Origin of the sequence: Bacillus sp. ILBB4, assembly GCF_035064545.1 — a bacterium.
Lineage (GTDB): Bacteria > Bacillota > Bacilli > Bacillales > Bacillaceae_H > Priestia.
In genome coordinates this window covers 662582-684940 of record NZ_JAIQVD010000004.1, presented here as the reverse complement: position 1 = coordinate 684940, position 22359 = coordinate 662582, and the positions used below count along the sequence as shown (strand labels likewise).

The following is a 22359-nucleotide window of genomic DNA, read 5'->3' as shown; positions in this document are numbered from 1 at the left end:
AAAAGAGAATACTTTGTAAAACTACTAAATCCATACGGGAGGTCATAAATGAACCCTATATTAAATGAAGTAGGCACGGTTTTTATTCCTGTAAAGGACATAAAAACCGCACGAGATTGGTATTGTGACATACTAGGTTTGATAGCATATGGGGACATTTTATATGATCATTTATATGTGATACCTATGAATGGAACAGGAATTGTAGTAGATAGCAAAACGTATTCAAAAAATACGCTTTTTAAAACGCCAGCTTTTCATTTGAATACAAACGATATCAAAGAAGCTTATGAATATATGAAGCAGAAAAAAAGTAGAGCTAACGACAGGAATTCAACACAATCATTGGTTTACATTTAAAGATCCGGATGGAAATCACCTGATGGTGTGTCAATGCTGAACCTATGGAACAATAAAAGGACCTTCAAGAGAAGGTCCTTTTATTGTATTGCCTTTGCATTTTACAACTTGATAGATTTGTTTCTGAATTGAATCATTCTTACAATATTTATCACAATTGTTTTTGTTACAGCATAAGCCGGAATCGCTAAGATCATTCCGAGTATTCCTGCAATATTACCCGCAACAAGCAATAAAATAATAATCGTTAAAGGATGAGTGTTTAATTTTTTTCCAATTACCAGCGGAGAAATAATGTTCCCATCTAGCTGTTGGACGATTACGACGACGATAATTACTAATATTGCTTTTGTAGGAGAGTATAATAAACCTACGATTAAAGCGGGTGCTACGCCAATAAAAGGGCCGACGTACGGGATAATATTAGTAAGGGCTCCTATTAGTGCGAGTATTAATGCATAAGGCAACCCGATGATGAGGTAACCAATAAATGTACTAATACCGACAAATAAACAAACGAGCATTTGGCCTTGAATATAAGTAGCTAGCGTATTTGTTGTTTCTTTCATTGTACGTAACGTTTCTTTTCGGTAAGAAGCAGGAACCATACGCAGCGTATTTTTACGAAGTTTATGACTGTCTTTAAGCATATAAAAAAGAATGAAAGGAACGGTTACAACCGTAAGTGTAATATTTGTTACGACGCTTAAAACAGATGAAATACTGTTTGTGAGATTCGTAGGTAAAGTAGACGCGTAGTTTAAAAGTGACTCTTCAATATGATCGAGCGACACATATTTTTGTTCAACGAGCCAGTTAAACCATCTTGAGTTAGATAAATCGTTTATGTACTCTCTCGTTTCTACAATATAAGACGGAATATTCTTAGCCAAATCAGTTAATTGTTTAGATAAAGTAGGTCCCACACCGCCCACAATAGAAGCAATTACGCCGATAAAAACAACGTATAATAATAAGATGGCCAGTGTTTTTGGCACTTTTTTTCTTGTGAGAAATGACACAATTGGTTCGAATAAAAAGAAAAGAAAACCAGCTACAAGAATAGGGAAAAACAAAGTGGAGATAAACACACCGATTGGTAGAAAAACAAACGAAATATGTTTACAAATGTAAATCAGTAAAGCAATCATTAATAGTTCTAATGTCCAAAAATGCAGTTTCGATTTAAACAAAAAGTTACCCTCTTTCTTTACTATTTTTTACTATCATACATCAAAAAAGAAACCCACTGCACGTTAAAAGTGGGCTTTTTAGTCTGTATAACTTTCATTTACATAAAAATTAGGATTTTTCCTCTTTATCTTCAGTAGTATCCTCTGGAGTTTTTTTGTCGTCATCCTGTATAATTCCTTCTGCTGCATTTTTAAATTCTCGCAGGGAATGTCCAAATGCTCGTCCTATGTCCGGCAATTTACTTGGTCCAAATACAATTAAGGCAGTAATTCCAATTACGACCATGCTTGTAGCTCCTGGCATGATATCCTCTCCTTTAAAAGCAATGAATATATGAAAATTAAAAAGAGATAGTAAATAAAGTGCATGTTTATACTATTCACTTTTCTCTTTAAAATTCCTTTATTTTAAATGATACGAAAATAAGGTGAAGCGGCTATGTATGGTTTAAATGCTAGTAGTGATATTTTGCATACGAAGTTAATTATAGCATTAAAGACAGCCGTTCGCCTTATTACCCTTGTATAAGCTCTATGTAAGTTTGAAGAGCTTTGTATAAATGGAAGCTGCATGAACACAAACCGGTAAAAGTGTGTTTATAATCAGCTGTAAGTAAAAAGCGGGACAAAAGTATTTTAGCACAAGAAGTAGCCGCACAATTAATCGAGATTATTGATTAATTGTGCGGTATTTTTTGTTGTGAGGGTGAACGTAGGTTTAATATATTAATAATGGTAAAAACCTGCTCTTTAATTTTTGCTATTTTATAGATAAGCCAAATGACTTCTGCTAATTGATAGATAGCATGTGTAAAAGAAATGACTTTTGACGATGGTTTTCTTAGCAATTTATTACCTAAATGTGGATATGGAAAGTATGAGAGGAGATATATAAAAGAATCATAAAAACATTTGTCTCTGTAAGCGTTTTATTATTTGTTTTAATAAAGAGCAAAAAAAGGATGTTTTTCTCTAAATTTTTACCATTGAATATTTTGAATGAAGTTCATAAAATAAACTTGTAAGCGTTTTAAAAAAATAGGAAGTATGTATCTTGAAAGTTGAATAGAGATTTATTTATGAAGAAAATAAATGTGATTTTTTTGCTTTTGATTACCGTTTCCGAGTAGACCTTAACAGTTAGCAGCAAATCGTTCATTTTTTAATGAAATAAAGAAATAGATAGGAGTAGAGAAGAATGTACATCGGCGTCGATTATTACCCTGAACATTGGCCAGAGAATATGATAGAAGAAGATATCCAAGGCATTAAAGAGCTAGGATCAAACATGGTGAGAATAGGAGAGTTCGCTTGGCACCTTATGGAGCCTAAAGAAGGGCACTATGACTTTTCCTTTTTTAATAGCGTTATCAATAAGCTTAAAAAACAGAATATTGATGTTATGTTTGGTACGCCTACTGCCACTTTTCCGGCTTGGCTTGCGAACCAGCATCCTTCTATTTTATCAAAAGATGAAAACGGGGCGGTCAGAGCCTTTGGAGGAAGACGTCAATATTGTTTTAATTCGCCTCTTTACCGGAAGTATAGCGCCCAGATTACAGAACAACTCGTAAAGTACTACTGCTCAGAAGAAGCAATCGTAGCATGGCAAGTTGACAATGAATTTGGCCATGAAGGCAGTGACATGTGTTACTGCGAACAATGTCATAAAGAGTTTCAGCAGTTTTTGGAAAGAAAATATCAAGATATTAATGAGCTAAATGAAAAGTATGGCACTATTTTCTGGGGACAAACATATAACGAGTTTACTGAAGTGCCTATGCCTGTAAAAACAATTACGACACACAGCCCTTCGCTAAAGCTTGACTGGGCGCGCTTTCGCTCTTTTTCATTAAACAGATACGCTCACGAACAAACGGCGATTGTGAAGAAATATAAAGGTGATCACCAGCTGTTGACAACGAATGTATCAGGAGGCTTCTTTGATAAATGGTTTGATCATGAAGAAAATCTAGAAGTAATGGACTTTGTATCCTATGACAATTATCCGGTATGGGGCGGTCAAACAGAGCCGATTACTCCGGCTCATATTGCACTAGGGCATGATTTTAATAGAGGCTTGCTACATAAAAACTTCTGGATTGTAGAGGAATTAATGGGCGCTCAAGGTCATGATGTCATCGGTTATCTTCCGCGACCTAACCAGGCAAAGATGTGGTCTTATCAGGCTTTTGCTCATGGATGTACGAATATGCTGTATTTCCGTTGGCGCGGAATGACAAGAGGAGCCGAGCAATACTGCTATGGAGTTGTAGGTCACGATAATCATTATGGAAGACGCTACAAAGAAGTTCAGTCGTTATTTAGTGAAATCGTTCATTACGAACATGTACTTGAGTCTGATATTAAATCCGATGTTGCCGTTTTATATGACTATGAAAATATATGGTCATGGCGCTTTCAGCAGCAAAGTGAAGGATTTGACTTTACGCAAGAGCTTCTTAGAGGATATACACCGTTTTATAAGTTGAATACACCTATTGATGTTATTCCTGCTTCGAGAGATTTTTCAAGCTATAAAGTACTGGTTGTTCCGGCTTTGCAAATCATTGATGAAGAACTAGGTAAGAGATTTACTGAATTTACTGAAAACGGAGGCGTGATTATTTTTACTTTTAGAACCGGCATTAAAGACAAACAAAATAACATTCATTTTAAACAGACGCTCCCGGGATATGTAAAAGAAATAACAGGAATTGAAATTCATGAAGTGGAAGCACTGTCTTCTACTCAAAAAGCAGCTATTAAAGGAAAAGGACCGTATGAAGGAGAAGAATCAAGTGCGTCCGTGTGGAGAGATATTATCACGCCTGTAACAGCTGAAGTGCTGTATGAGTATGATGATCCATTTTATAATCAAGCAGCTGTAACAAAAAATCAGTTTGGTCGTGGAACGGTTTATTATGTAGGCTGTGGAATTGAGGAGCAAACGTTTGAAAAAATTGCGCTTGATATTGTGAAACAGCAGCATATTGAGCATAGAGAAAGTGAAGATGGAATTGAAGTATATCCTCGCAAGCTTGGAGAGAAAAGTTATTACTTCCTTATGAACCATACGTCAGAAGTAAAAGTATTTAAAGATATTGTTCTGCAGCCTTACGAAAGTCGAGTTGTGGAAAATATACAGCCGTAATAGAAGACTAGAATCTCATAAAGCAATGAGATTCTAGTCACCAATGATATGAAAGCGTTTTATAGGAGAAGGGAGTTAAGTTATATGAGCATGGGGGTACAGTCAAAAGTTTCTCTAAAAACCGTATTATCATACGGAATGGGGAGTTTTGGAAACAATATTATTTATGCATTAACAAGTACATATTTAATGATTTTTTATACGGATAGCGTAGGATTAAATGCCGCAGCTGTAGGAACTTTATTTCTTATTGCTAGGATATGGGATGGAATTGCAGACATTATTATTGGAATGATTGTTGATAATACAGAAACGAGATTTGGTAAGTTTAGGCCTTACCTGTTAATAGGCGGATTTTTTGCGGCCGTTGCTACAGTCGCGTGTTTTATTAGTCCTGATCTTTCTCATACAGGAAAATTAATTTATGCTTATATCACTTATATCGCGTGGGGAACAAGTTTTGCTATCATGGATATTCCCTATTGGTCGCTTTCAGCAACGATTACACAAGATGTAAAAGAACGAAATAAAGTAGTGGCTTTTCCTAGAACCATTGCAGCAGTAGGGTCTTTATTTGCTAGTTTATTAACTCTTCCACTAGCTCATTATTTTGGAAACTGGTTTATGCTTAGTCTTATTTATGCTTGTATTTTAATGATTACAATGATCATTACATTTTCAGGAGTAAAAGAAAACTATACCGTAAAAAGACAGGAAAAGCAGACGCCAAAAGCAGTTTGGAACTTATTTATTCAAAATAAACCGCTGCGCTACCTGATTTTCTCGATGCTCTTAGTTGAAACGATTTTAACAATTCGAACTACTTTTTCTATTTACTATTTTAAATACAATCTAAATGCAGAGAACATCGCGTCTCTTTATTTAACCTTATTTTTTACAGCACAAATTGTAGGGGCGATTGCGTCTCCTTTTATTTCAAATAAATTTGGAAAGAAACGTGCAGCAATAGGGGGAATTGCGCTAAATGCTGTAGCCACTCTTACAATGTTTGCAACGGGTTTCCACGTTATGCCAGTGATGATTTTAAGCTTTTTAGCTTCTTTTGGCGGTGGAGTTAGTAACATTGCTCAAACATCTATGCTCGCTGACTGTGTAGAATACGGCGAATGGAAAACGGGGAACCGAGCAGAAGGAATGGTGTTTTCTACGAATATTTTCAAAACAAAGGTCGCTTCAGCAGTGGGTGGAGCAGTAGGGGGGTATATCCTTTCAGCAGTAAGGTACGTGCCAAATCAAATTCAGTCACACAGCACACTCATTTGGATTGCTTTAATCTTTACGATTATTCCGGGTATTCTCTGTTTGTTATCACTTGTCCCACTCGTAAAATATGAGTTGACGGAAAACAGATATCTAGAAATTTTACAAGATATGAAAAAACGCTCAGGCCGCATAAAAGAAAAACCGGCTATGAAGGTGTCTAGCTAATTAAAATTAGCATCAGCATTGTACACAAAAACAACAAGAAAAAAAGACTGCATTTTCTCAGCTCCTCTTGCTATGATGTCAGGTAGACAGATATCAATGTAAAGAGGAGTTTTGTTTATGTTTATTAATTTTTCAAAAGAAGACAAAGATAAAATGCTGAATGAAATTCAAACGTTTTTTTATAACGAACGAGATGAAGAAATAAGTGAATTTGCAGCGGAAAATGTATTAGAGTTTATTAAAGAACATATCGGTCCTCACTTTTATAACCAAGCAATTAAAGATGCGGAAGATATTATGAACCAAGTCATGCTTTCTGCAGAAGAAAATTTACATGCATTAAAAAAACCAATCGAAAAGTAGTTCAAAAAAGAAAATATGAAATAGGAAAAAAGCGTTTTATGTACAAAAACATAAAGCGCTTTTGTTTGTCTGTGAAACAAATTATTTGTTCGCATAAGTGATATATGATACATTCGTTTTAAGGTAATATTAACGTTAACGTAAAGGTTATATTTAAAGTGTTTTGATTTAACTCCATGAGGGCATAACTTCAGCAAGCAGGGACATAATGAGGTAATTATATTAGGAAAGAAGGGACTATACGTGAGCAACATTACGAAAGATCAGCTAACAAAATCTATTGTGAAAGCAAATGAAAATCGTTTAACGGATAATAGTGATTTTGATATCTATCAAGAGCTTGAAAATGTGCTTCAAGGAGTAGGTTTATCAGCAAAAGACAGTGGAGGAAACATTACGTTTTACGGAGAAGATCCGGTTGTTCCTAGTACGCTGCGCCTTGCCTCAGCAGCAGCTATTGCACTAGTTGCTAAATCAGTAGCTGTCTCAAAAATTTGGAGAATACGCGGAGGAAAAGGTCAAGATATTCATATGGATTTACGAAAAGCTATCCGAAGATTATCACCTTTTTACGATAAAAAATGGGAAAAGCTTAATGGGTACGCACCAAGTAAAGCAAATGATCCATATAACCCATTAGGCTTTCGCTTTTATCAAACAAAAGATGACAAATGGGTGATGCCGCTGAATCCATATCCACGCTCCAAGCATGAAACGCTAAAGCTGTTAAATTGTATAGAAGACCCTGATGCAGTGGCAAAAGCAATTCGCGGATGGAATGCAGAAGAATTAGAAAAAGCTACAGCGGAGCGAGGAGTTATCATGCCTGTTGTGCGGACAATTGAAGAGTTTATGAATGAGTCCGTGTATGAAGAAGTAGCGCAACTTCCTTTAATTGAAATTGAAAAGATTGGAGAAAGTGAGCCGATTCCTTTTTCAAAAGATCCTAAAACGCCGCTAGATGGTATTCGAGCATTAGGGCTTGGTCATGTTATTGCGGGAGCAGGATTTGGTAGAGCTCTTGCCTTACACGGTGCGGACGTCTTAAATATTTGGAAGCCAACGGATTGGGAGCATGATACGATTTACGCTACGTCTAATGTCGGTATGCGCTCTTCAACGCTGGATATCGGTGAAAAAGAAGGAAAAGAAAAAATGGTTGAACTTCTAAAAGAAGCCGATATCTTTTTTGCGAACCGTCGATACGGATTTCTAGAGAGATACGGTCTAACAGCTGAAGAGTGTGCAGAACTAAAACCAGGAATCATCCAATGCACCGTTAACCTGCACGGAACGCAAGGAGAGTGGGCAAAAAGAAATGGATTTGATCAGACAGCGGGAAGTGTAACGGGAGTCATGGCGTTAGAAGGATCGCCAGAAAATCCTAAGCTGCCTCCTATTGTAGTTGTCAATGATTATGCGGTTTCTTGGTTGCTTGAAGTCGGTGCTTTAATGGCACTGGAAAGAAGAGCAAAAGAAGGAGGCAGCTACCGCGTGCGTGTATCATTGGATCGCGTATCTTTATGGATTTTATCAATGGGCATCTATGACAAAGCGTACGCTCATCAAACAGCTGGTTCGTCAGAGAAGCACGAGTACATTGCACCGGATCTCTTTACAGCCCAAACACCTTTAGGATTGTACCAAGGGCTTACAGAACAAATCGAAATGTCGGAAACTCCAGGGAAATATAAGACGGTTCTGGTTCCTCGAGGTTCTTCATGCCCAGAGTGGTTGTGATATCAAGAGGCTGAGACAAAAGTATTTTAGTTGAAGGAAAATCCGAACGATGAATCGAGATTCTTGATAAAGGATCCAACTCGTTCGGATTTTTTCATGGCGATGGTGAACGTGGATTTTGTATATTCTGCTGCTTCTAGCTGTTGATTGGAGGGCAAGGCGAAGACTCCTGCGGGAAAAGCGAAACAGGTGAGACCCCGCAGGAGTGTAAGCGATGAGGAGGCTCACCAGCCGCCCACGGAAAGCGAAGCCTTGCACGGAAATCAATTTAATCCAATTCGTTCGCCTTTGGACTAAATTGATTTTGGTATGTTCCAACCTCATTTTGAGGGACAAATTTAAAATGAAAAATAAGAAAAAATATTTGAATAATTATATGATTTCTTATATAATAGCGAAAAGGATGAGGAGTTGACTTGTAATGGAAAACTATACGTCCCGCAAAATGACACAAGAAGAAGTAAAAGTATCAGACGCGACAGCAGCTCAACTAGTGCTAAACAAATCTCTTCGTGACTTTAAAAAAGCACAGCTTTTACTGCAAATTGATCAGTCTTTAGAAAAAAGAGATAAAGAAACTTTTTTACGTTTAACTGAAGAGTTAAAAGAAGTTTGTTAAATAACCTACTAACATAAACGATCAGCCTTTGCTTCTAGTGAGCAAAGGCTTTTTATATGAAAAAAAAAGGATAAATGTTTTGTTTTTTCTGAAAGCGGTAAAAGTATAGTATGGATGATAAAGCAAAAATCAAGAAGTCTCTTACTTTATTATTTTTTGCTTTATCATCTGCAGCATCTAGATGGCAGCGCATCACGAAAGAACAAAAAGAGAGAGGGTTCTTTATATGTATAACAAAATCTTAGTCGCCTTTGACGGTTCGGCACCTTCTATTCGTGCTCTTCAACATGCAAGTAAACTAGCTAAAAGCGTAAATGCCAATAAGCTGACAATTGTACATATTAAGGAAAGAATTCACTTGCAGCAGCCTGTTTTTAGCGTTGACTTAGACGCACTGATAGAAGAAGAAAATCGCGATATTTTATCTGAAGCTCACAATCATTTAACTCAATCAGGTATTCCATATAAGGCATACGGTTTAGAAGGCACCGCTTCAAAGAAAATTATCGAATACGCACATGACAATCAACAAGACGTCATTGTAATAGGAAGCCAAGGAAAGGGCTTTGTTAAAGAGACATTTTTAGGAAGTGTAAGTCACGAAGTTGCTCAATCCGCAGAATGTCCTGTTATCATTGTTAAATAAAAAGAGGGTGAGACAAAAGTAGTTTAGTTGAAGAAAAATCCGAACGATGAATCGAGATTCTTGCTGGAGACTCAAACTCGTTCGGATTTTTTTGTTGATTTTATTGATATGGTGAAGGTAGGTTTCCTGTATATAGGTGCTTCTAGCTGTGGATTGGAGGGCAAGAGGAAGACTCCTGCGGAAAAAGAGGCATAGGTGAGACCCCGCAGAAAGCGAAGTCTTGCATGGAAATCAACCGCGCTGGAACAAGCGATACCTACTAGCTTCTTTATTTTATTTGTTCTGTAGGTTGGATGGATTTCGTTATGTCTCCATCTTTTTTTTGCGTTTGGATTATGTAGTGCTGCACGCTTCGCGAGTTCGAAATTTACTGTATGATAAACGTACGTCATACGCTAAGCTGTCAGATACCTGTGGTAAACTGTCAGAGAATAATGGTTATTTAATCAGGTATGCTTTATTCTGCACAGTTTCTTCAATTATTACTTTTATAATGAAAGCAAAGGATGTGAATAAATGAATAGAATTTCTATTAAGCTTGGACTCTTATTTTTAATGTTCATTTTACTAATTGAAGCTGCGCTCTTTTTTTACTTATATAGCGGTCTTGCCAACACACGAATTTCAGAGGAATTAGAAAGTTTGCGTTTAAGAGGAAACAGTCACCGGGAAGTACTAGAGAAGCATCATGATTCGGCTACGCTTAACCATGTTGCACTGATGGAATCTGAAGCAGAAACTGATGTTGTCATAACGGATAAAACAGGAAAGATTATCAGTTCGTCTAGGCCTTTAATTCAAGGTGCAAGAAAAGCAGTAGAGAAATGGAAAGGAAAGTCTCTTACATACAAAGGTGAAATTATGCAAGGCGACTGGAAAAGCAAACCTTATATCGCCACAGCATCACCTATTGAAAAAGGCCGTCAGCAGTTCGGAACGGTTTATATGTTCAAAAACACAAACGATATTCACGAAATGATTGCGAGACTACAGCATCATTTTTACGTAGCAGGAGCTGTTTCCATTTTATTTTCGATTGTGACTATTTTTGCTCTGTCTAAATTTATAACCGCTCCTTTAATCAAGATGAAAAAAGCAACAGAGAAGCTGAGTCAAGGAGACTTGTCTGTAAAGCTGGGTGCTCATTCAAGAGATGAACTTGGACAATTAGGAATGTCCATTCAGTCGCTAGCGAATGAGCTGCAGCGGTTACGAAAAGAGAGAAATGAATTTTTAAGCAGCATTTCACATGAACTTCAAACTCCTTTGATGTATTTAAAGGGCTATGCAGACGTAGCAAGAAGGCCTTCTAATACACCGCAAGAACGTGATAAATATCTTGCTATTGTGGAAGAAGAAGCGGGAAGAATTTCACAGTTAGTCAAAGATTTGTTTCAGCTGGCGCAGCTGGATCAGCATACATTTTTTATTCAAAAACAAAAAGTAGAACTGGCTACGTATTTGCACACCATATGCGCGCATTTTCATTTAGCTTTAAAAGAAAAAGAGATGGAGCTGGACATAAGCTGCTCTCAAGGTCTTTATATTTCACTAGATCCTGAAAGATTTCAGCAAGTGATTATCAATTTACTTGATAATGCAATGAAATATTCAAAAGAAGGGACTAAAATCGATTTAATGGTAAAAAAATCAGCTGAATCATTGACAATAACTCTTAAAGATCAAGGAATAGGCATTCCAGAAAAAGATCTGCCTTACGTATTTGACAAGCTGTATCGAGTGGAAAAATCCCGCTCGAGAAAAAGCGGAGGTTACGGATTAGGCTTATCAATTGTAAAAGAGATTGTAGAAGCTCATGGAGGAGAAATAACAATCATAAGCAAGGTGGGAAAAGGAACGACTGTAGAGATTGCATTAAGAGAGGATGGATAGGATGACAACGATTTTATTAGTCGATGATGAAGCAAGGATGCTGGATTTACTAGAACTTTATCTGCTGCCAAACGGATTTACATGTATAAAATTTGAAAAAGGCACAGAAGCGCTGCGCTATCTTTATGAAGGTAACAAAGCAGATTTGATGTTATTAGATATTATGATGCCAAGCGAAGATGGGTGGGAGATTTGCCAAAAAGTAAGGAAAATGTCTGATCTACCGGTCATTATGCTCACAGCCCGCAGCCAAACGTTAGATGTAGTAAAAGGATTAAATATAGGGGCAGACGACTATATTACCAAACCGTTTAGCGAAGAAGAATTGGTTGCACGCATCAGCGCGGTTCTTAGACGTTCGTTAAAAGAAAAACATGAAATCACCTACAAAGGGTTAGTATGGAGCAAGGAAGACCACGTATTACAATATAAAAATCAGTACATTCAAGTGACGCCTAAAGAGTTTGAATTAGTGGGGTTACTTCTTCAGCATTTAAATCGTGTGTTCAGCCGGGACGACTTGCTTGTGTTAGTGTGGGGATATGAGGCGGAGATTGGAGACCGTACTATTGACTCTCATGTGCGAAATGTTCGGGATAAGCTAAGAAAAGCGGGCTTTCCTGTAGACGAATACCTGCAAACCGTATGGGGAATAGGCTATAAGTGGGTTGATGTTAGTTGAAAATGATATAAGCATAGCTGGTGAAATTGGTGAAAAGATAAAGTAAGCAGAAGCGAGCTTTTTTCTTTACATAGGGTAGGGGGGTATAGTATCATGAAGTTATGAAGGGAGGATGTTAGATGGTCGAAGCGAATCACATGAATAGTGAAGAAAAATGTTGTACGATAAATAGTGAAAGAAAAAGTCACCATTCTCCAGAAGTGAAAAAAAATCTAACAAGCCGATTAAATCGAATTGAAGGACAAATTCGAGGAATTAAAGGATTAATTGAAAAAGATACGTATTGTGACGACGTGATTACTCAAATCGCAGCTGCGCAGTCTGCTTTAAATAGTGTAAGTAAAATTTTGCTTGAAGGCCACTTGAAGCATTGCATTGTAGAACGTGTGCAAGATGGTGATGAAGAAGTAGTGGATGAATTATTAACAACCATTAAACGATTAATGAAATAAAGGAGATGCTAGAAATGGAAAACGTAACATTATCAGTAAAAGGAATGTCTTGCGGTCATTGTGTCAAAGCTGTTGAAGGCGGCGTAGGCGAACTTAATGGCGTTAAAAGCGTAGAAGTAAGCTTAGAAGATGCAAAAGTAACGGTTGCATTTGATCCAAGTCAAGTAACGGTCGAAGATATTAAAGAGGCTATTGATGACCAAGGTTATGACGTAGCATAAACAGCATCGCGTGCGAATACCTTCGCACGCTTGATTTAGGAAAAATATATACCCCTTGTAGGTATATAACAGGAGGCGAAACGTGATGGGTGATAAACAAAAAGAAGCCACCTTGCAAATTACAGGTATGACATGTGCAGCGTGTTCTAACCGAATTGAAAAAGGATTAAAAAAAATAGAAGGTGTAAAAGAAGCAAACGTGAATTTGGCTTTGGAAAGATCTACTATCATATTTGATCCGTCTAAAACAAGTCCACAGGTCTTTGAAGAAAAAATCGAAAAGCTTGGGTATGGAGTTGTAAGTGAAAAAGCCGAATTTGCTATTACGGGCATGACGTGCGCCGCTTGTTCGACTCGTATTGAAAAAGGGTTAAACAAATTAGAAGGCGTGACAAAGGCAAGCGTTAATCTTGCTTTAGAAACGGCTTCTGTTGAATACAGCCCTTCTCAAATAGCTCCGCAAGATATAACGCAGCGAGTTGAAAAACTTGGATACGGAGCAAAGCTAAAGTCAGAAGAAAAAGAAGAAGAGCAAAGCTACAGAGAAAAAGAACTCAGTAAACAAAAAGGGAAGTTTTGGTTTTCATTGATTTTAAGCGTACCGTTATTGTGGGCAATGGTTAGCCATTTTACGTTTACGTCGTTTATTCCTTTACCTCATATGCTGATGAATCCATGGGTTCAGCTTGCTTTAGCTACGCCTGTTCAATTCGTGGTAGGGAAGCAATTTTATGTAGGCGCATTTAAAGCTCTGCGTAACAAAAGCGCCAACATGGATGTTTTAGTAGCATTAGGCACAAGCGCAGCTTATTTCTACAGTTTATACTCTTCTCTTAAATCGCTTGGGTCATCTGCTCATACAGATCAGCTTTACTATGAAACGAGCGCTATATTAATTACGCTGATTCTTTTAGGGAAATTGTTTGAAGCAAATGCCAAAGGCCGTTCTTCAGAAGCGATAAAAAAAATGATGGGCTTACAAGCTAAAACGGCCGTTGTAGTAAGAGACGGAGCGGAAGTTGAAATACCAGTGGAAGAAGTGCAAAAAGGTGAAGTTATTTTTATTAAACCTGGTGAAAAAGTACCAGTAGACGGAGAGATTATTGAAGGGCAATCAGCTTTAGATGAGTCCATGCTGACAGGTGAAAGCGTACCGGTAGATAAAAACGTTGGAGATAAAGTAATCGGAGCTACACTCAATAAAAATGGTTTTCTAAAAATAAAAGCTACGAACATTGGAAAAGAGACGGCGCTTGCGCAAATTATTAAAGTAGTAGAAGAAGCGCAAGGGTCTAAAGCGCCTATTCAGCGATTAGCTGATTATATCTCAGGTATATTCGTGCCAATTGTAGTCGGAATTGCACTTCTTACTTTCTTTGTTTGGTATATTTGGATTGCGCCTGGCGAATTTGCACCGGCTTTAGAAAAGCTTATTGCCGTACTAGTGATTGCATGTCCATGCGCGTTAGGCTTAGCTACTCCAACTTCCATTATGGCGGGGTCGGGCCGCGCAGCAGAATTTGGTATTTTATTCAAAGGCGGCGAGCATTTAGAAGCAACGCATAAAATCGATACGATTCTTTTAGATAAAACGGGAACTGTGACAAATGGAACCCCCGAGTTAACCGATGTGCGTATTGCACAAGGATACAAAGAAAATGAGCTATTACAGTTAGTTGCATCGGCTGAGCGTTTATCAGAGCACCCTCTAGCTCAAGCACTCGTAGCAGGTATAAAAAATAAAGGTATAGAGATTCAAGACCCGTTATCTTTTGAAGCTATTCCAGGGTATGGAGTAAAAGCAACTGTACAAGAGCGAGAGCTGTTAGTGGGAACAAGAAAGCTTATGAACCAGTATAAAGTGAATATTGATACAGCCTTAGAAGAAATGACAAATTTAGAACAAGAAGGAAAAACGGCCATGCTCGTTGCTCTTGACGGAAAATATGCCGGCATGCTTGCTGTTGCAGATACCATTAAAGCAACTTCTAAAGAAGCAGTTTCCAGGTTAAAAGAAATGGGCTTAGAAGTGATGATGATTACAGGTGATAATCGTCAAACAGCTCAGGCTATTGCGATGCAAGCGGGTATTGAGCATGTTATAGCAGAAGTGTTGCCAGAAGGAAAAGCAGAAGAAGTGAAAAAGCTTCAGCAGCAAGGTAAAAAAGTCGCAATGGTAGGAGACGGTATTAACGATGCTCCTGCACTTGCGTTAGCTGATATTGGAATGGCCATCGGAACAGGAACGGATGTAGCGATGGAAGCCGCTGATATTACGCTGATGCGAGGAGACTTGATGAGCATTGCAGATGCGATTGAAATGAGTAGAAAAACGATTTCTAATATTAAGCAAAACTTATTCTGGGCAATGGGCTACAACACGCTTGGTATTCCAATTGCAGCAGTTGGGCTGTTAGCCCCTTGGGTCGCTGGAGCCGCGATGGCCTTTAGTTCTGTATCGGTTGTATTAAATGCACTGCGATTGCAGAGAGTGAGGCTATAAGATATGAAAAAGTGGATCATCTCAGCTATTTTGTACGTGCCCGCAGTCATAGCAGTATATGCTATGTGGGCAATATAAACTAAAAAATATTGGAGTCATCGAGCCACTCTCGGTGAAAGTGATCCAAAAGCAAAGCTGCTAAAGAATATTCTTTAGCAGCTTTGTTAGGTGCAAGGAATTTTTTTGGCTTAATTCATACCCTTTAAGATGAAGGTCCTGGGGATACTTTTGATGAGCAATTAACACATCGCGTCCATCATCCATAATCCAAATGAAATAATGACGGCTAGAACCATCTCCATAGGTAATGGTCATTTTGCAATCGATGCTCCCAGCAGATTCTTCATCTAAGAGAATGTTCATATGCTGTGCCTTTTTTATGCTATTGGTGAATGCATTCATATCTTGTTCATCGATAAATGTTTTGAGCGTTTTCATTTTAATGGACGTTACTTCTATCTTTTGTACGCTAGATGAGAGCGTGGAGTGTGCGGAAGCAAAGGGGGCTCCCATCACCAAGCTAAACGCAAGTAAGAGTGAGGATAGAGCAAAGCGTATTTTTAGCATGTTTCTTTCCTCCTTTTATTTTTATACTTTTTCCTTGTGGTAAGTGTTTCATACGAAGGCCTTTTTTAGGCACAGGAATTTTTCGTACCCAATTACCTTTATCTTCACAAAATCTGCACAAAGTCTGGCTACAATAAAGAAAAGGATATCGATCATTTCCATAGATTAGAGAGTTCTTTAACAAAAATTTATAATGTAGAAAAGAGGGACTGTTATGAAAAAACAGCTATTTATTCTTGGTGCATCTGTCATTATTGGACTAAGCGGATGCGGAAACGATTCTAGTCATGAAAAGCCTTCAACTGACAAAAACGAATCCATGCACGATCACTCAGAGATGAATCACTCTAGTTCAGGAGAGGTTCCAAAAGGATTAAAGCAAGCTGAGAATCCAACATATAAAGTTGGAGATAAAGCCGTTATAAAAGCAGATCATATGAAAGGCATGAACGGGGCTGAAGCAACGATTGTTGGTGCTTACGACACTACGGCCTATACTGTTTCGTATACGCCAAAGACTGGAGGCAAAAAAGTAAAAAATCATAAGTGGGTTATTCAAGAAGAAATAAAAGATGCGGGTAACGAACAGTTAAAGCCAGGTAGCGAAGTGACGATTGAAGCAGATCATATGAAAGGTATGAAAGGGGCAAAAGCAACGATTGATTCAGCCGAAAAAACAACGGTGTATATGGTAGACTACAAACCGACTACAGGCGGAGAGAAAGTAAAAAATCACAAATGGGTAACCGAAAGTGAACTTTCAACCAAATAGACTGTTAGCGAAAAAAGAGGCTGGTACAAAAGTATTTTAGGTGAAGGAAGGTCCGAACGATGAATCGAGATTCTTGATTGAGAATCCAACTCGTTCGGATTTTTTCATTGTTATGGTGAACGCAGGTTTCATGTAGGTAGTGGCTTCTAGCTGTAGTTTGGATTGATTTAGTTATGACTCAATCTCTTTTTGTTTACTTCTTGTTTTATGTTTTATAATGATGAATTTCTGACATGATGTATGAAGAAAACGCATGTTTCTTTCAAAAGAAGTTGCGGTATTAAGTAGAATGCTACGGTAATAAAACGAACAAACTACAGATGAAAGGAGCTAGCTATGAGTGAACATACAGTAAAGCGAACAGGACGCACACGATGGTTCATTTCATCTTTGTTAAGCAGTATGATTATTTTAAACTATTTTGATCGTGTAGCGGTGTCAGTAGCCGCTCCTGCAATACAAGATGCATTTCACTTAACAGGAACAGAGCTCGGAATTGTCTTTTCTATTTATACGTATTCTTATACGATCATGCAAATACCTGCCGGAAGCTTGCTTGATCGGTTCGGAGTAGCTTGGGTGACAAGAGTCGGTATGGTGATTTGGAGTTTATTAACGATGTCGATGGCTTTTTTGCAAGGAAAACTTCTTCTCTATATTGTCCGGTTTTTAATAGGAATAATGAGTGCTTCAGCTTTTCCGGCAGCATCAAAAGCTACGTCGCTATGGTTTCCTCCAAACGAAAGAAGCTTACCAAATTCTTTGTTTGATTCAGCGGCCAAATTTTCAAATGTACTTGGCGCGCCTCTTGTAGCGTTTCTCATCACCAAATTTGATTGGCGCACAGCATTTTTATCCATTGGAATTATAAACGTGCTGTTTACGCTGCTGTTTTGGTTTTATTACGAAAAGCCAGAAAAGCATAGATGTATATCAGATGATGAGTTGAAGTATATTCAAGAAAATAATCTAAATGCAAACGATGAGCAAACATCAAAATTTTTACATACCTTAAAAGTATTATTTAAGAATCGGAAAGTTTGGGGGCTCATGATTGGGTTTACAGGCTATGGATATACGTTTAATTTACTGTTAACGTGGCTGCCAACTTTTTTAAAAGAAAAATACGGTATGGATATCATGTCATCGGGCCTGCTTACGGCAGTACCTTGGCTAATTGCTACATTTGCTGGCATTTTAGTTGGCGGATGGCTTGTTGATTACCTTATAAAAAAAGGGTATAACAGTCAAAATGTATATCGTACGATCATTGTAGTAGGGTTATGCTTAGGGTTTGTGTTTTTAGGCTCTATTTTCACCGATAATGTCGTCGTAGCGATGATTTGTATTTCGATTGGACTGGCAGGTATATCTGCAACGGCACCAATCGGCTGGTCTATTTCTGCTGAAATTGCGCCTGCAGGCTCTATTTCTCTTCTCAGTTCTATTGTTAATTTAGCTAATAATTTGTTTGGTGGAATTATAGCTACAGCTTTAACGGGATATCTTTTAGATAAAACTGGTTCTTTTAATCTAAGCTTTATTGTAGCGGGAATTGTATTGTTGCTAGGCTTGATTTTTTATATTTATGTGCTTGGAGATATTAAACAAATTAAAATTCCAAAAAAAAACAACATATAAAGTAAAAAGCTCGAGACAAAAGTAGTGCAGGTAAAGTCAGACACGAACTATTTATCATGAATGGATGAATAGTTCGTGTTTTTTATGATCATGGTGAATTTGTTTGTCTGAAATTTAAGATAGGTGGGTATTTTAAAATAGAATTGTTAGTATAGCATGTTCTTAAAAAGGTTAAGCTGGTTTTTATGAAGAAATTCTGTGTCTATTTTTGTGATTTCAGCAGAAGTAGATATGAACCGCACTATAAAAAATAGAAAGGCAGAGGAACATGGATCACAAAGAAAGTGAAAACAACACTGAGTTAAAACAAAGCCACTCATTAAAGGAGCCTCAACGCGTAGAATTATCTAAGTATCAAATTTTAAAAGCACTGATACCTGTTATTATACTTGGGATTGTCGTTTTAGTTGCCGTATTACAAAATGATGGTCTTCTTAATTGGATTTAGGCATGCAAAAGGGGCCTGTAACGTACAAACAAGCGTCGCAATCAGTAGAAATAATGGATTGTAACTTATTTAGGCATGCAATAAAAAGAAACTGCATATAGTGTAATTTAAATCGCTTGTACACAGTAGAGGGAAAGAGGGAGATACATGCCAAGAGTAACCGTTTTAGGACACGGAAGTTTTGAAGTGGAAAAAGGAAAAAAGCTTGTCTTGGCACTTGAAGACAATGGTATAAATATTCTTCATCGGTGCGGCGGGAAAGCCAAATGCACAACTTGCAGGGTAGAAGTGCTCGAAGGTGAATATTGTGATTTAACACACGCGGAGAAAAATGCATACTCAGAAAGTTCAATTGAAGATCACTTGCGCTTATCATGTCAAATTCGTGTAAATGAAGATATCACCGTTCGACCAATACTAACGGTAGAGAGCTCAGGACGAGAAGCAGGACCTCGACCCGCAGAATAGTCCTGTAATCGCAAAAAGCAGCGTGTGGAATGTTCAGCATGCTGCTTTTTTCATTTTTATTAAAAAATAACAAGAACAGCTGCGGGGAGAAAAAGCTGTTCTTGTTCAAGTAAAATACCTACGGAATGATTCCTTTAAATTTTAGCATTCTGTAAGAGAAGTAGTAAATCACTCAAAAGAATGATTATGAAGGCTTTTTTCGAACCGCTATTTGTAAATAGGTTTAATTGGATATTTCAATCACATCTCCATTTTTGTAAATGTGATACCACCCTATGGTACCTGATCCGCCTTGATCCATCCAGTCTTTGTTTTTTGCTAAGAATCTGTAGTAAGCTTTATCGTTGTTATCTTTCCGTAAGCGGTCGTCTGTACTGAAGACAATGTTGTCACCGAGCTCTTTTTTACCGAATGTAATAGCTGTGCTGACAGGAAATTGCTTTCTTTCTACCTTGTTCTCATCTAAAGCTGCCCATGTTAAGGGACCCACAATACCATCTGGAGACAAGCTGTGATCGATTTGAAATTCTTTTACTACATTTTGTGTTTGCGTACCGAAAATTCCATCAACTGATGTGTTATACTTCACATCTTTTAAGCTTTGCTGTAAGTCCTTTACGTAGCTAGAGTGAGAACCTTTACAAAGCGTAGGCCTTGTTCCTGCTTTAGTTTCAATTTTTTGTAAGTAGGTATCTTTAGCAGCTGCTTCAGTAGTTGGAGTGCTGAATGCTACGCATGTTGTTACAAGGGTGAGAGTAGAAAGCATGACAAGTGTTTTTTTCGTTAACATGAAATAACCTCCTTGTTTTTAGCAACTATTTGTCGCTTTTCATGAGTTTTATAACTAATCAGTAGCTATAAAGTCAATTTATTATAGCGCAGACAGTTTTCTATTTGTTTTTATATTCCTATGATTATATAAGATAGTCATAAAAAACTAGTGAAGTAGATAAATCGTTCTATGTTTTCACTATAATTTCACTTTTCTCTGATACAGTACGGAATGAAAAATAGCATGTGGAGTGTCTTGCATGATCATAGTGTGTTTTGCTGTATAGCGCCCATAATAAATAAACGAATGAAAAGACTGCAAAGGGTCTTAGATCTCTTTGCAGTCTCTTCATGTTCAAGAGCTCTGCGTTCAAATAATAACCAGAAAGGAATTATGTGATGTCACCTCTGTATTCCCAGCATATAAGGAATCTTTTTTCGAAGCAAAAGTTTAATAAATTATCGCGTAAACAAATCTTTCTCTATATACTAGGAATTTGCTGTTTGTGTATAGCGCTAATAGTAACAAACCACAATTATTCTCTTTATAAAAAACCAATAGCTGAGGTAGTGAAGACGAATGTTGTAGAACAACATAAATCTACTGATTTAAATCACAACAAAGATACCGTATATTCTCAAAAAATTGTTGCTAAAATCATGAACGGAAAATATAAAGGGAAGCTTATTCATTTGGAGAATACGTACTCATACTCAGGTGCTTATGATCAAAAGTACACTGTCGGAACAGATCTTTTTGTCTCCTTAGAAAAGAATTCACAGTACGCTTTAAGCGGCACGATTGAAGGAGTGAAGCGGGACACGCAGGTTACCGCTGTCGCAGGCTTATTTATACTGATTTTGCTGGCGATTGGAAAAAAACAAGGTTTTTATTCAATTATCAGCTTACTTATTAATATTGTTCTTTTAATCGGAGCCTTAAATGTATATCTAGCACTAGGGAATGTGAGCTTGCTAGCTGTATGTATTGTTGCGGTCGTTCTTTTTACGGTTATTTCTTTATTATTAGTAAGCGGTAATCAAGAAAAAACGCATGTAGCAATTATTTCAACTTTAATAGGTACGTTTATTTCTCTGTTAATTGCATACATCGTCATGCAGCTAACAGATTCTAATGGTCTTCATTATGAAGGAATGGAGTTTGTGACGATTCCTCCTCAAAAAATATTTATGAGTGAGGTACTAATTGGATCTTTAGGAGCTGTCATGGATGTAGCTATTACGATTACTTCTTCTGTCTATGAACTATATGAAAAGAATAAAGAGATAGCGCACAAAGACTTACTAAAATCAGGCAAGGAAATTGGCGGAGACATCATGGGAGCCATGACGAATATTTTATTTTTTTCATATATAAGTGGAACAATTCCAATGGTTCTTCTTTATTTAAAAAACGGCTCTCCTCTAGGATACACGTTTTCGATGAATTTCTCGTTAGAGTTAATCCGTGCTCTTACTGGCAGTATTGGCATTGTGCTAACGATTCCAATTACACTCTATCTTTCGATTCTTTTTATTTTTAGGAAGGGGAACAGAAAGTGAACGTTTTACTATTGCTTGCTCTTATTTTATTTATTTTGATGAGTATTGTGGGGGGGGGAAAAGGGGTTAGATCGTTCCTTGCTTTGTTCTTGAATTTTGGCGTTATTTTTCTAACCATTCTCTTTATGCTGTCTATAAAAAATACGATTATTGTTACGTTAATCGCTTGTACAATCATTAGCTGCATTAATTTATTTTATATTAATAAATTCAATCATAAAACGCTTGCTGCGTTTGTTTCAACGATTATTACCTTAGCCGTTTTAGTACTCTTTATTTTTATCATTGAACATCATGCCATGATTCAAGGGTTTGGAGAAGAACAAGAAGAAGAAATTAACGCTTTTTCACTTTACGTTGGAATTGACTTTGCTAAAATAGCCATTTGTACCATTATTATGGGAGCCATAGGAGCAATCATTGATATTTCTCTATCTATTTCATCTTCTATGAATGAATTATTTGTTCATGATCCGTCCGTAACTAAAAAAAATCTCTTCAATTCAGGATTGAAAATCGGAAGAGATATTTTAGGCACCACAACCAATACACTGTATTTTGCATTTGTAGGGGGATATTTGACTTTAATTATATGGTTTAAGAGATTGTCGTATTCGTTTGGAGATATTATCAATTCAAAAACCTTTTGTGCAGAAGTCATTTCTATCTTAAGCGGAGGTATTGGTGTAGCCATTATTATTCCAATTACTTCTTGGATTAGTGCCTCTATTTTCTTACAACAAAGAGAAAAAGCGAAGTAAGTTCTGAAATAAGCGGATTAATTAAAAAGAGGCCGGGACATAACTAAATGAATCCAACCTAAAGATGAACAAATGAGATACATGAGCTGAACC

General features: G+C 37.3%; 21 protein-coding genes and 1 pseudogene. 18 read left to right on the top strand and 4 right to left on the bottom strand.

The window, feature by feature from the left end:
* The first annotated feature begins 48 nt into the window (after window positions 1-48).
* Window positions 49-400: pseudogene (locus LAV82_RS20640) on the top strand (VOC family protein).
* A gap of 61 nt (window positions 401-461) precedes the next feature.
* Here LAV82_RS20640 and LAV82_RS20635 read toward each other — a convergent pair.
* Window positions 462-1553: an AI-2E family transporter gene (locus tag LAV82_RS20635; RefSeq protein ID WP_025751972.1), complete on the bottom strand. Its 1092-nt coding sequence runs from the start codon at window positions 1551-1553 to the stop codon at window positions 462-464.
* A 109-nt stretch (window positions 1554-1662) separates the two neighbouring features.
* Window positions 1663-1857, bottom strand: coding sequence for a twin-arginine translocase TatA/TatE family subunit (locus LAV82_RS20630; protein WP_013082787.1), 195 nt, complete (start codon window positions 1855-1857; stop codon window positions 1663-1665).
* An 894-nt stretch (window positions 1858-2751) separates the two neighbouring features.
* Between LAV82_RS20630 and LAV82_RS20625 the strand changes: the two genes are divergently transcribed.
* The 11 genes from LAV82_RS20625 (at window position 2752) to LAV82_RS20575 (ending at window position 15275) form a co-directional block, all read left to right on the top strand.
* Window positions 2752-4707: a beta-galactosidase gene (locus LAV82_RS20625; protein ID WP_499716812.1), complete on the top strand. Its 1956-nt coding sequence runs from the start codon at window positions 2752-2754 to the stop codon at window positions 4705-4707.
* A gap of 84 nt (window positions 4708-4791) precedes the next feature.
* Window positions 4792-6156 (top strand): glycoside-pentoside-hexuronide (GPH):cation symporter, encoded by a 1365-nt coding sequence (locus LAV82_RS20620; RefSeq protein ID WP_499716811.1) that lies wholly within the window; start codon window positions 4792-4794, stop codon window positions 6154-6156.
* A gap of 117 nt (window positions 6157-6273) precedes the next feature.
* A complete protein-coding gene (locus tag LAV82_RS20615) occupies window positions 6274-6519 on the top strand; it encodes a DUF2164 domain-containing protein (RefSeq protein WP_013082790.1) in 246 nt (81 codons plus the stop codon).
* 243 nt (window positions 6520-6762) lie between these two features.
* Window positions 6763-8259 (top strand): CoA transferase, encoded by a 1497-nt coding sequence (locus LAV82_RS20610; RefSeq protein WP_499716810.1) that lies wholly within the window; start codon window positions 6763-6765, stop codon window positions 8257-8259.
* A 421-nt stretch (window positions 8260-8680) separates the two neighbouring features.
* On the top strand, window positions 8681-8878 hold the full coding sequence (locus tag LAV82_RS20605; protein ID WP_013056608.1) for an IDEAL domain-containing protein: 198 nt from the start codon (window positions 8681-8683) through the stop codon (window positions 8876-8878).
* Window positions 8879-9104: 226 nt separating this feature from the next.
* On the top strand, window positions 9105-9524 hold the full coding sequence (locus LAV82_RS20600) for a universal stress protein (protein WP_057274853.1): 420 nt from the start codon (window positions 9105-9107) through the stop codon (window positions 9522-9524).
* 516 nt (window positions 9525-10040) lie between these two features.
* The gene (locus LAV82_RS20595; protein ID WP_499716809.1) at window positions 10041-11417 is read left to right on the top strand and encodes a sensor histidine kinase; all 1377 of its coding nucleotides are present in this window, start codon (window positions 10041-10043) and stop codon (window positions 11415-11417) included.
* A gap of 1 nt (window position 11418) precedes the next feature.
* Window positions 11419-12099 carry a response regulator transcription factor gene (locus LAV82_RS20590; RefSeq protein ID WP_057237203.1) on the top strand — a complete coding sequence of 227 codons (681 nt, stop codon included), beginning with the start codon at window positions 11419-11421 and terminating at the stop codon, window positions 12097-12099.
* 119 nt (window positions 12100-12218) lie between these two features.
* A complete protein-coding gene (locus LAV82_RS20585) occupies window positions 12219-12551 on the top strand; it encodes a metal-sensitive transcriptional regulator (protein ID WP_013056612.1) in 333 nt (110 codons plus the stop codon).
* Window positions 12552-12565: 14 nt separating this feature from the next.
* Window positions 12566-12772, top strand: coding sequence for a copper chaperone CopZ (gene copZ / locus LAV82_RS20580; RefSeq protein ID WP_013056613.1), 207 nt, complete (start codon window positions 12566-12568; stop codon window positions 12770-12772).
* An 85-nt stretch (window positions 12773-12857) separates the two neighbouring features.
* On the top strand, window positions 12858-15275 hold the full coding sequence (locus LAV82_RS20575; protein WP_063671348.1) for a heavy metal translocating P-type ATPase: 2418 nt from the start codon (window positions 12858-12860) through the stop codon (window positions 15273-15275).
* A gap of 138 nt (window positions 15276-15413) precedes the next feature.
* On the opposite strand, the gene LAV82_RS20570 is transcribed toward LAV82_RS20575, so the two are convergent.
* Window positions 15414-15842: a hypothetical protein gene (locus LAV82_RS20570; protein ID WP_211079127.1), complete on the bottom strand. Its 429-nt coding sequence runs from the start codon at window positions 15840-15842 to the stop codon at window positions 15414-15416.
* A 214-nt stretch (window positions 15843-16056) separates the two neighbouring features.
* Here LAV82_RS20570 and LAV82_RS20565 point away from each other — a divergent pair, with 214 nt between their 5' ends.
* The 4 genes from LAV82_RS20565 to LAV82_RS20550 all read left to right on the top strand — a co-directional run bounded on the left by LAV82_RS20565 (window position 16057) and on the right by LAV82_RS20550 (window position 19171).
* Window positions 16057-16614, top strand: a complete 558-nt coding sequence (locus tag LAV82_RS20565; protein ID WP_057237198.1) for a YdhK family protein — start codon at window positions 16057-16059, stop codon at window positions 16612-16614.
* A gap of 336 nt (window positions 16615-16950) precedes the next feature.
* Complete coding sequence (locus LAV82_RS20560; protein WP_499716808.1) at window positions 16951-18255, top strand: MFS transporter; 1305 nt, start codon at window positions 16951-16953, stop codon at window positions 18253-18255.
* 268 nt (window positions 18256-18523) lie between these two features.
* Entirely contained in the window at window positions 18524-18703 is a 180-nt protein-coding gene (locus tag LAV82_RS20555; RefSeq protein WP_013056618.1) for a hypothetical protein, read from the top strand.
* Window positions 18704-18850: 147 nt separating this feature from the next.
* On the top strand, window positions 18851-19171 hold the full coding sequence (locus tag LAV82_RS20550) for a 2Fe-2S iron-sulfur cluster-binding protein (protein ID WP_013056619.1): 321 nt from the start codon (window positions 18851-18853) through the stop codon (window positions 19169-19171).
* A gap of 223 nt (window positions 19172-19394) precedes the next feature.
* Here the strand turns inward: LAV82_RS20550 and LAV82_RS20545 are convergent, their stop codons facing one another.
* Window positions 19395-19961, bottom strand: a complete 567-nt coding sequence (locus tag LAV82_RS20545; RefSeq protein WP_499716807.1) for a peptidoglycan-binding domain-containing protein — start codon at window positions 19959-19961, stop codon at window positions 19395-19397.
* Between the two features lie 380 nt (window positions 19962-20341).
* Between LAV82_RS20545 and LAV82_RS20540 the strand changes: the two genes are divergently transcribed.
* Together LAV82_RS20540 and LAV82_RS20535 are read left to right on the top strand one after the other, a co-directional pair.
* Complete coding sequence (locus LAV82_RS20540) at window positions 20342-21505, top strand: YibE/F family protein (RefSeq protein ID WP_487250873.1); 1164 nt, start codon at window positions 20342-20344, stop codon at window positions 21503-21505.
* Entirely contained in the window at window positions 21502-22266 is a 765-nt protein-coding gene (locus LAV82_RS20535; RefSeq protein ID WP_499716806.1) for a YibE/F family protein, read from the top strand. The genes LAV82_RS20540 and LAV82_RS20535 overlap by 4 nt, the downstream gene beginning before the upstream one ends.
* Window positions 22267-22359 lie beyond the last annotated feature (93 nt).

Bases quoted from the DNA above. Each gene is read 5' to 3' on its own strand.
- LAV82_RS20615 (WP_013082790.1), top strand. From the start codon at position 6,274: ATGTTTATTAATTTTTCAAAAGAAGACAAAGATAAAATGCTGAATGAA.
- LAV82_RS20560 (WP_499716808.1), top strand. From the start codon at position 16,951: ATGAGTGAACATACAGTAAAGCGAACAGGACGCACACGATGGTTCATT.
- LAV82_RS20575 (WP_063671348.1), top strand. From the start codon at position 12,858: ATGGGTGATAAACAAAAAGAAGCCACCTTGCAAATTACAGGTATGACA.
- LAV82_RS20585 (WP_013056612.1), top strand. From the start codon at position 12,219: ATGGTCGAAGCGAATCACATGAATAGTGAAGAAAAATGTTGTACGATA.
- LAV82_RS20600 (WP_057274853.1), top strand. From the start codon at position 9,105: ATGTATAACAAAATCTTAGTCGCCTTTGACGGTTCGGCACCTTCTATT.
- LAV82_RS20550 (WP_013056619.1), top strand. From the start codon at position 18,851: ATGCCAAGAGTAACCGTTTTAGGACACGGAAGTTTTGAAGTGGAAAAA.
- LAV82_RS20590 (WP_057237203.1), top strand. From the start codon at position 11,419: ATGACAACGATTTTATTAGTCGATGATGAAGCAAGGATGCTGGATTTA.
- LAV82_RS20565 (WP_057237198.1), top strand. From the start codon at position 16,057: ATGAAAAAACAGCTATTTATTCTTGGTGCATCTGTCATTATTGGACTA.
- LAV82_RS20570 (WP_211079127.1), bottom strand. From the start codon at position 15,842: ATGCTAAAAATACGCTTTGCTCTATCCTCACTCTTACTTGCGTTTAGC.
- LAV82_RS20555 (WP_013056618.1), top strand. From the start codon at position 18,524: ATGGATCACAAAGAAAGTGAAAACAACACTGAGTTAAAACAAAGCCAC.
- LAV82_RS20540 (WP_487250873.1), top strand. From the start codon at position 20,342: ATGTCACCTCTGTATTCCCAGCATATAAGGAATCTTTTTTCGAAGCAA.
- LAV82_RS20545 (WP_499716807.1), bottom strand. From the start codon at position 19,961: ATGTTAACGAAAAAAACACTTGTCATGCTTTCTACTCTCACCCTTGTA.
- LAV82_RS20605 (WP_013056608.1), top strand. From the start codon at position 8,681: ATGGAAAACTATACGTCCCGCAAAATGACACAAGAAGAAGTAAAAGTA.
- LAV82_RS20625 (WP_499716812.1), top strand. From the start codon at position 2,752: ATGTACATCGGCGTCGATTATTACCCTGAACATTGGCCAGAGAATATG.
- LAV82_RS20595 (WP_499716809.1), top strand. From the start codon at position 10,041: ATGAATAGAATTTCTATTAAGCTTGGACTCTTATTTTTAATGTTCATT.
- LAV82_RS20630 (WP_013082787.1), bottom strand. From the start codon at position 1,857: ATGCCAGGAGCTACAAGCATGGTCGTAATTGGAATTACTGCCTTAATT.
- copZ (WP_013056613.1), top strand. From the start codon at position 12,566: ATGGAAAACGTAACATTATCAGTAAAAGGAATGTCTTGCGGTCATTGT.
- LAV82_RS20620 (WP_499716811.1), top strand. From the start codon at position 4,792: ATGAGCATGGGGGTACAGTCAAAAGTTTCTCTAAAAACCGTATTATCA.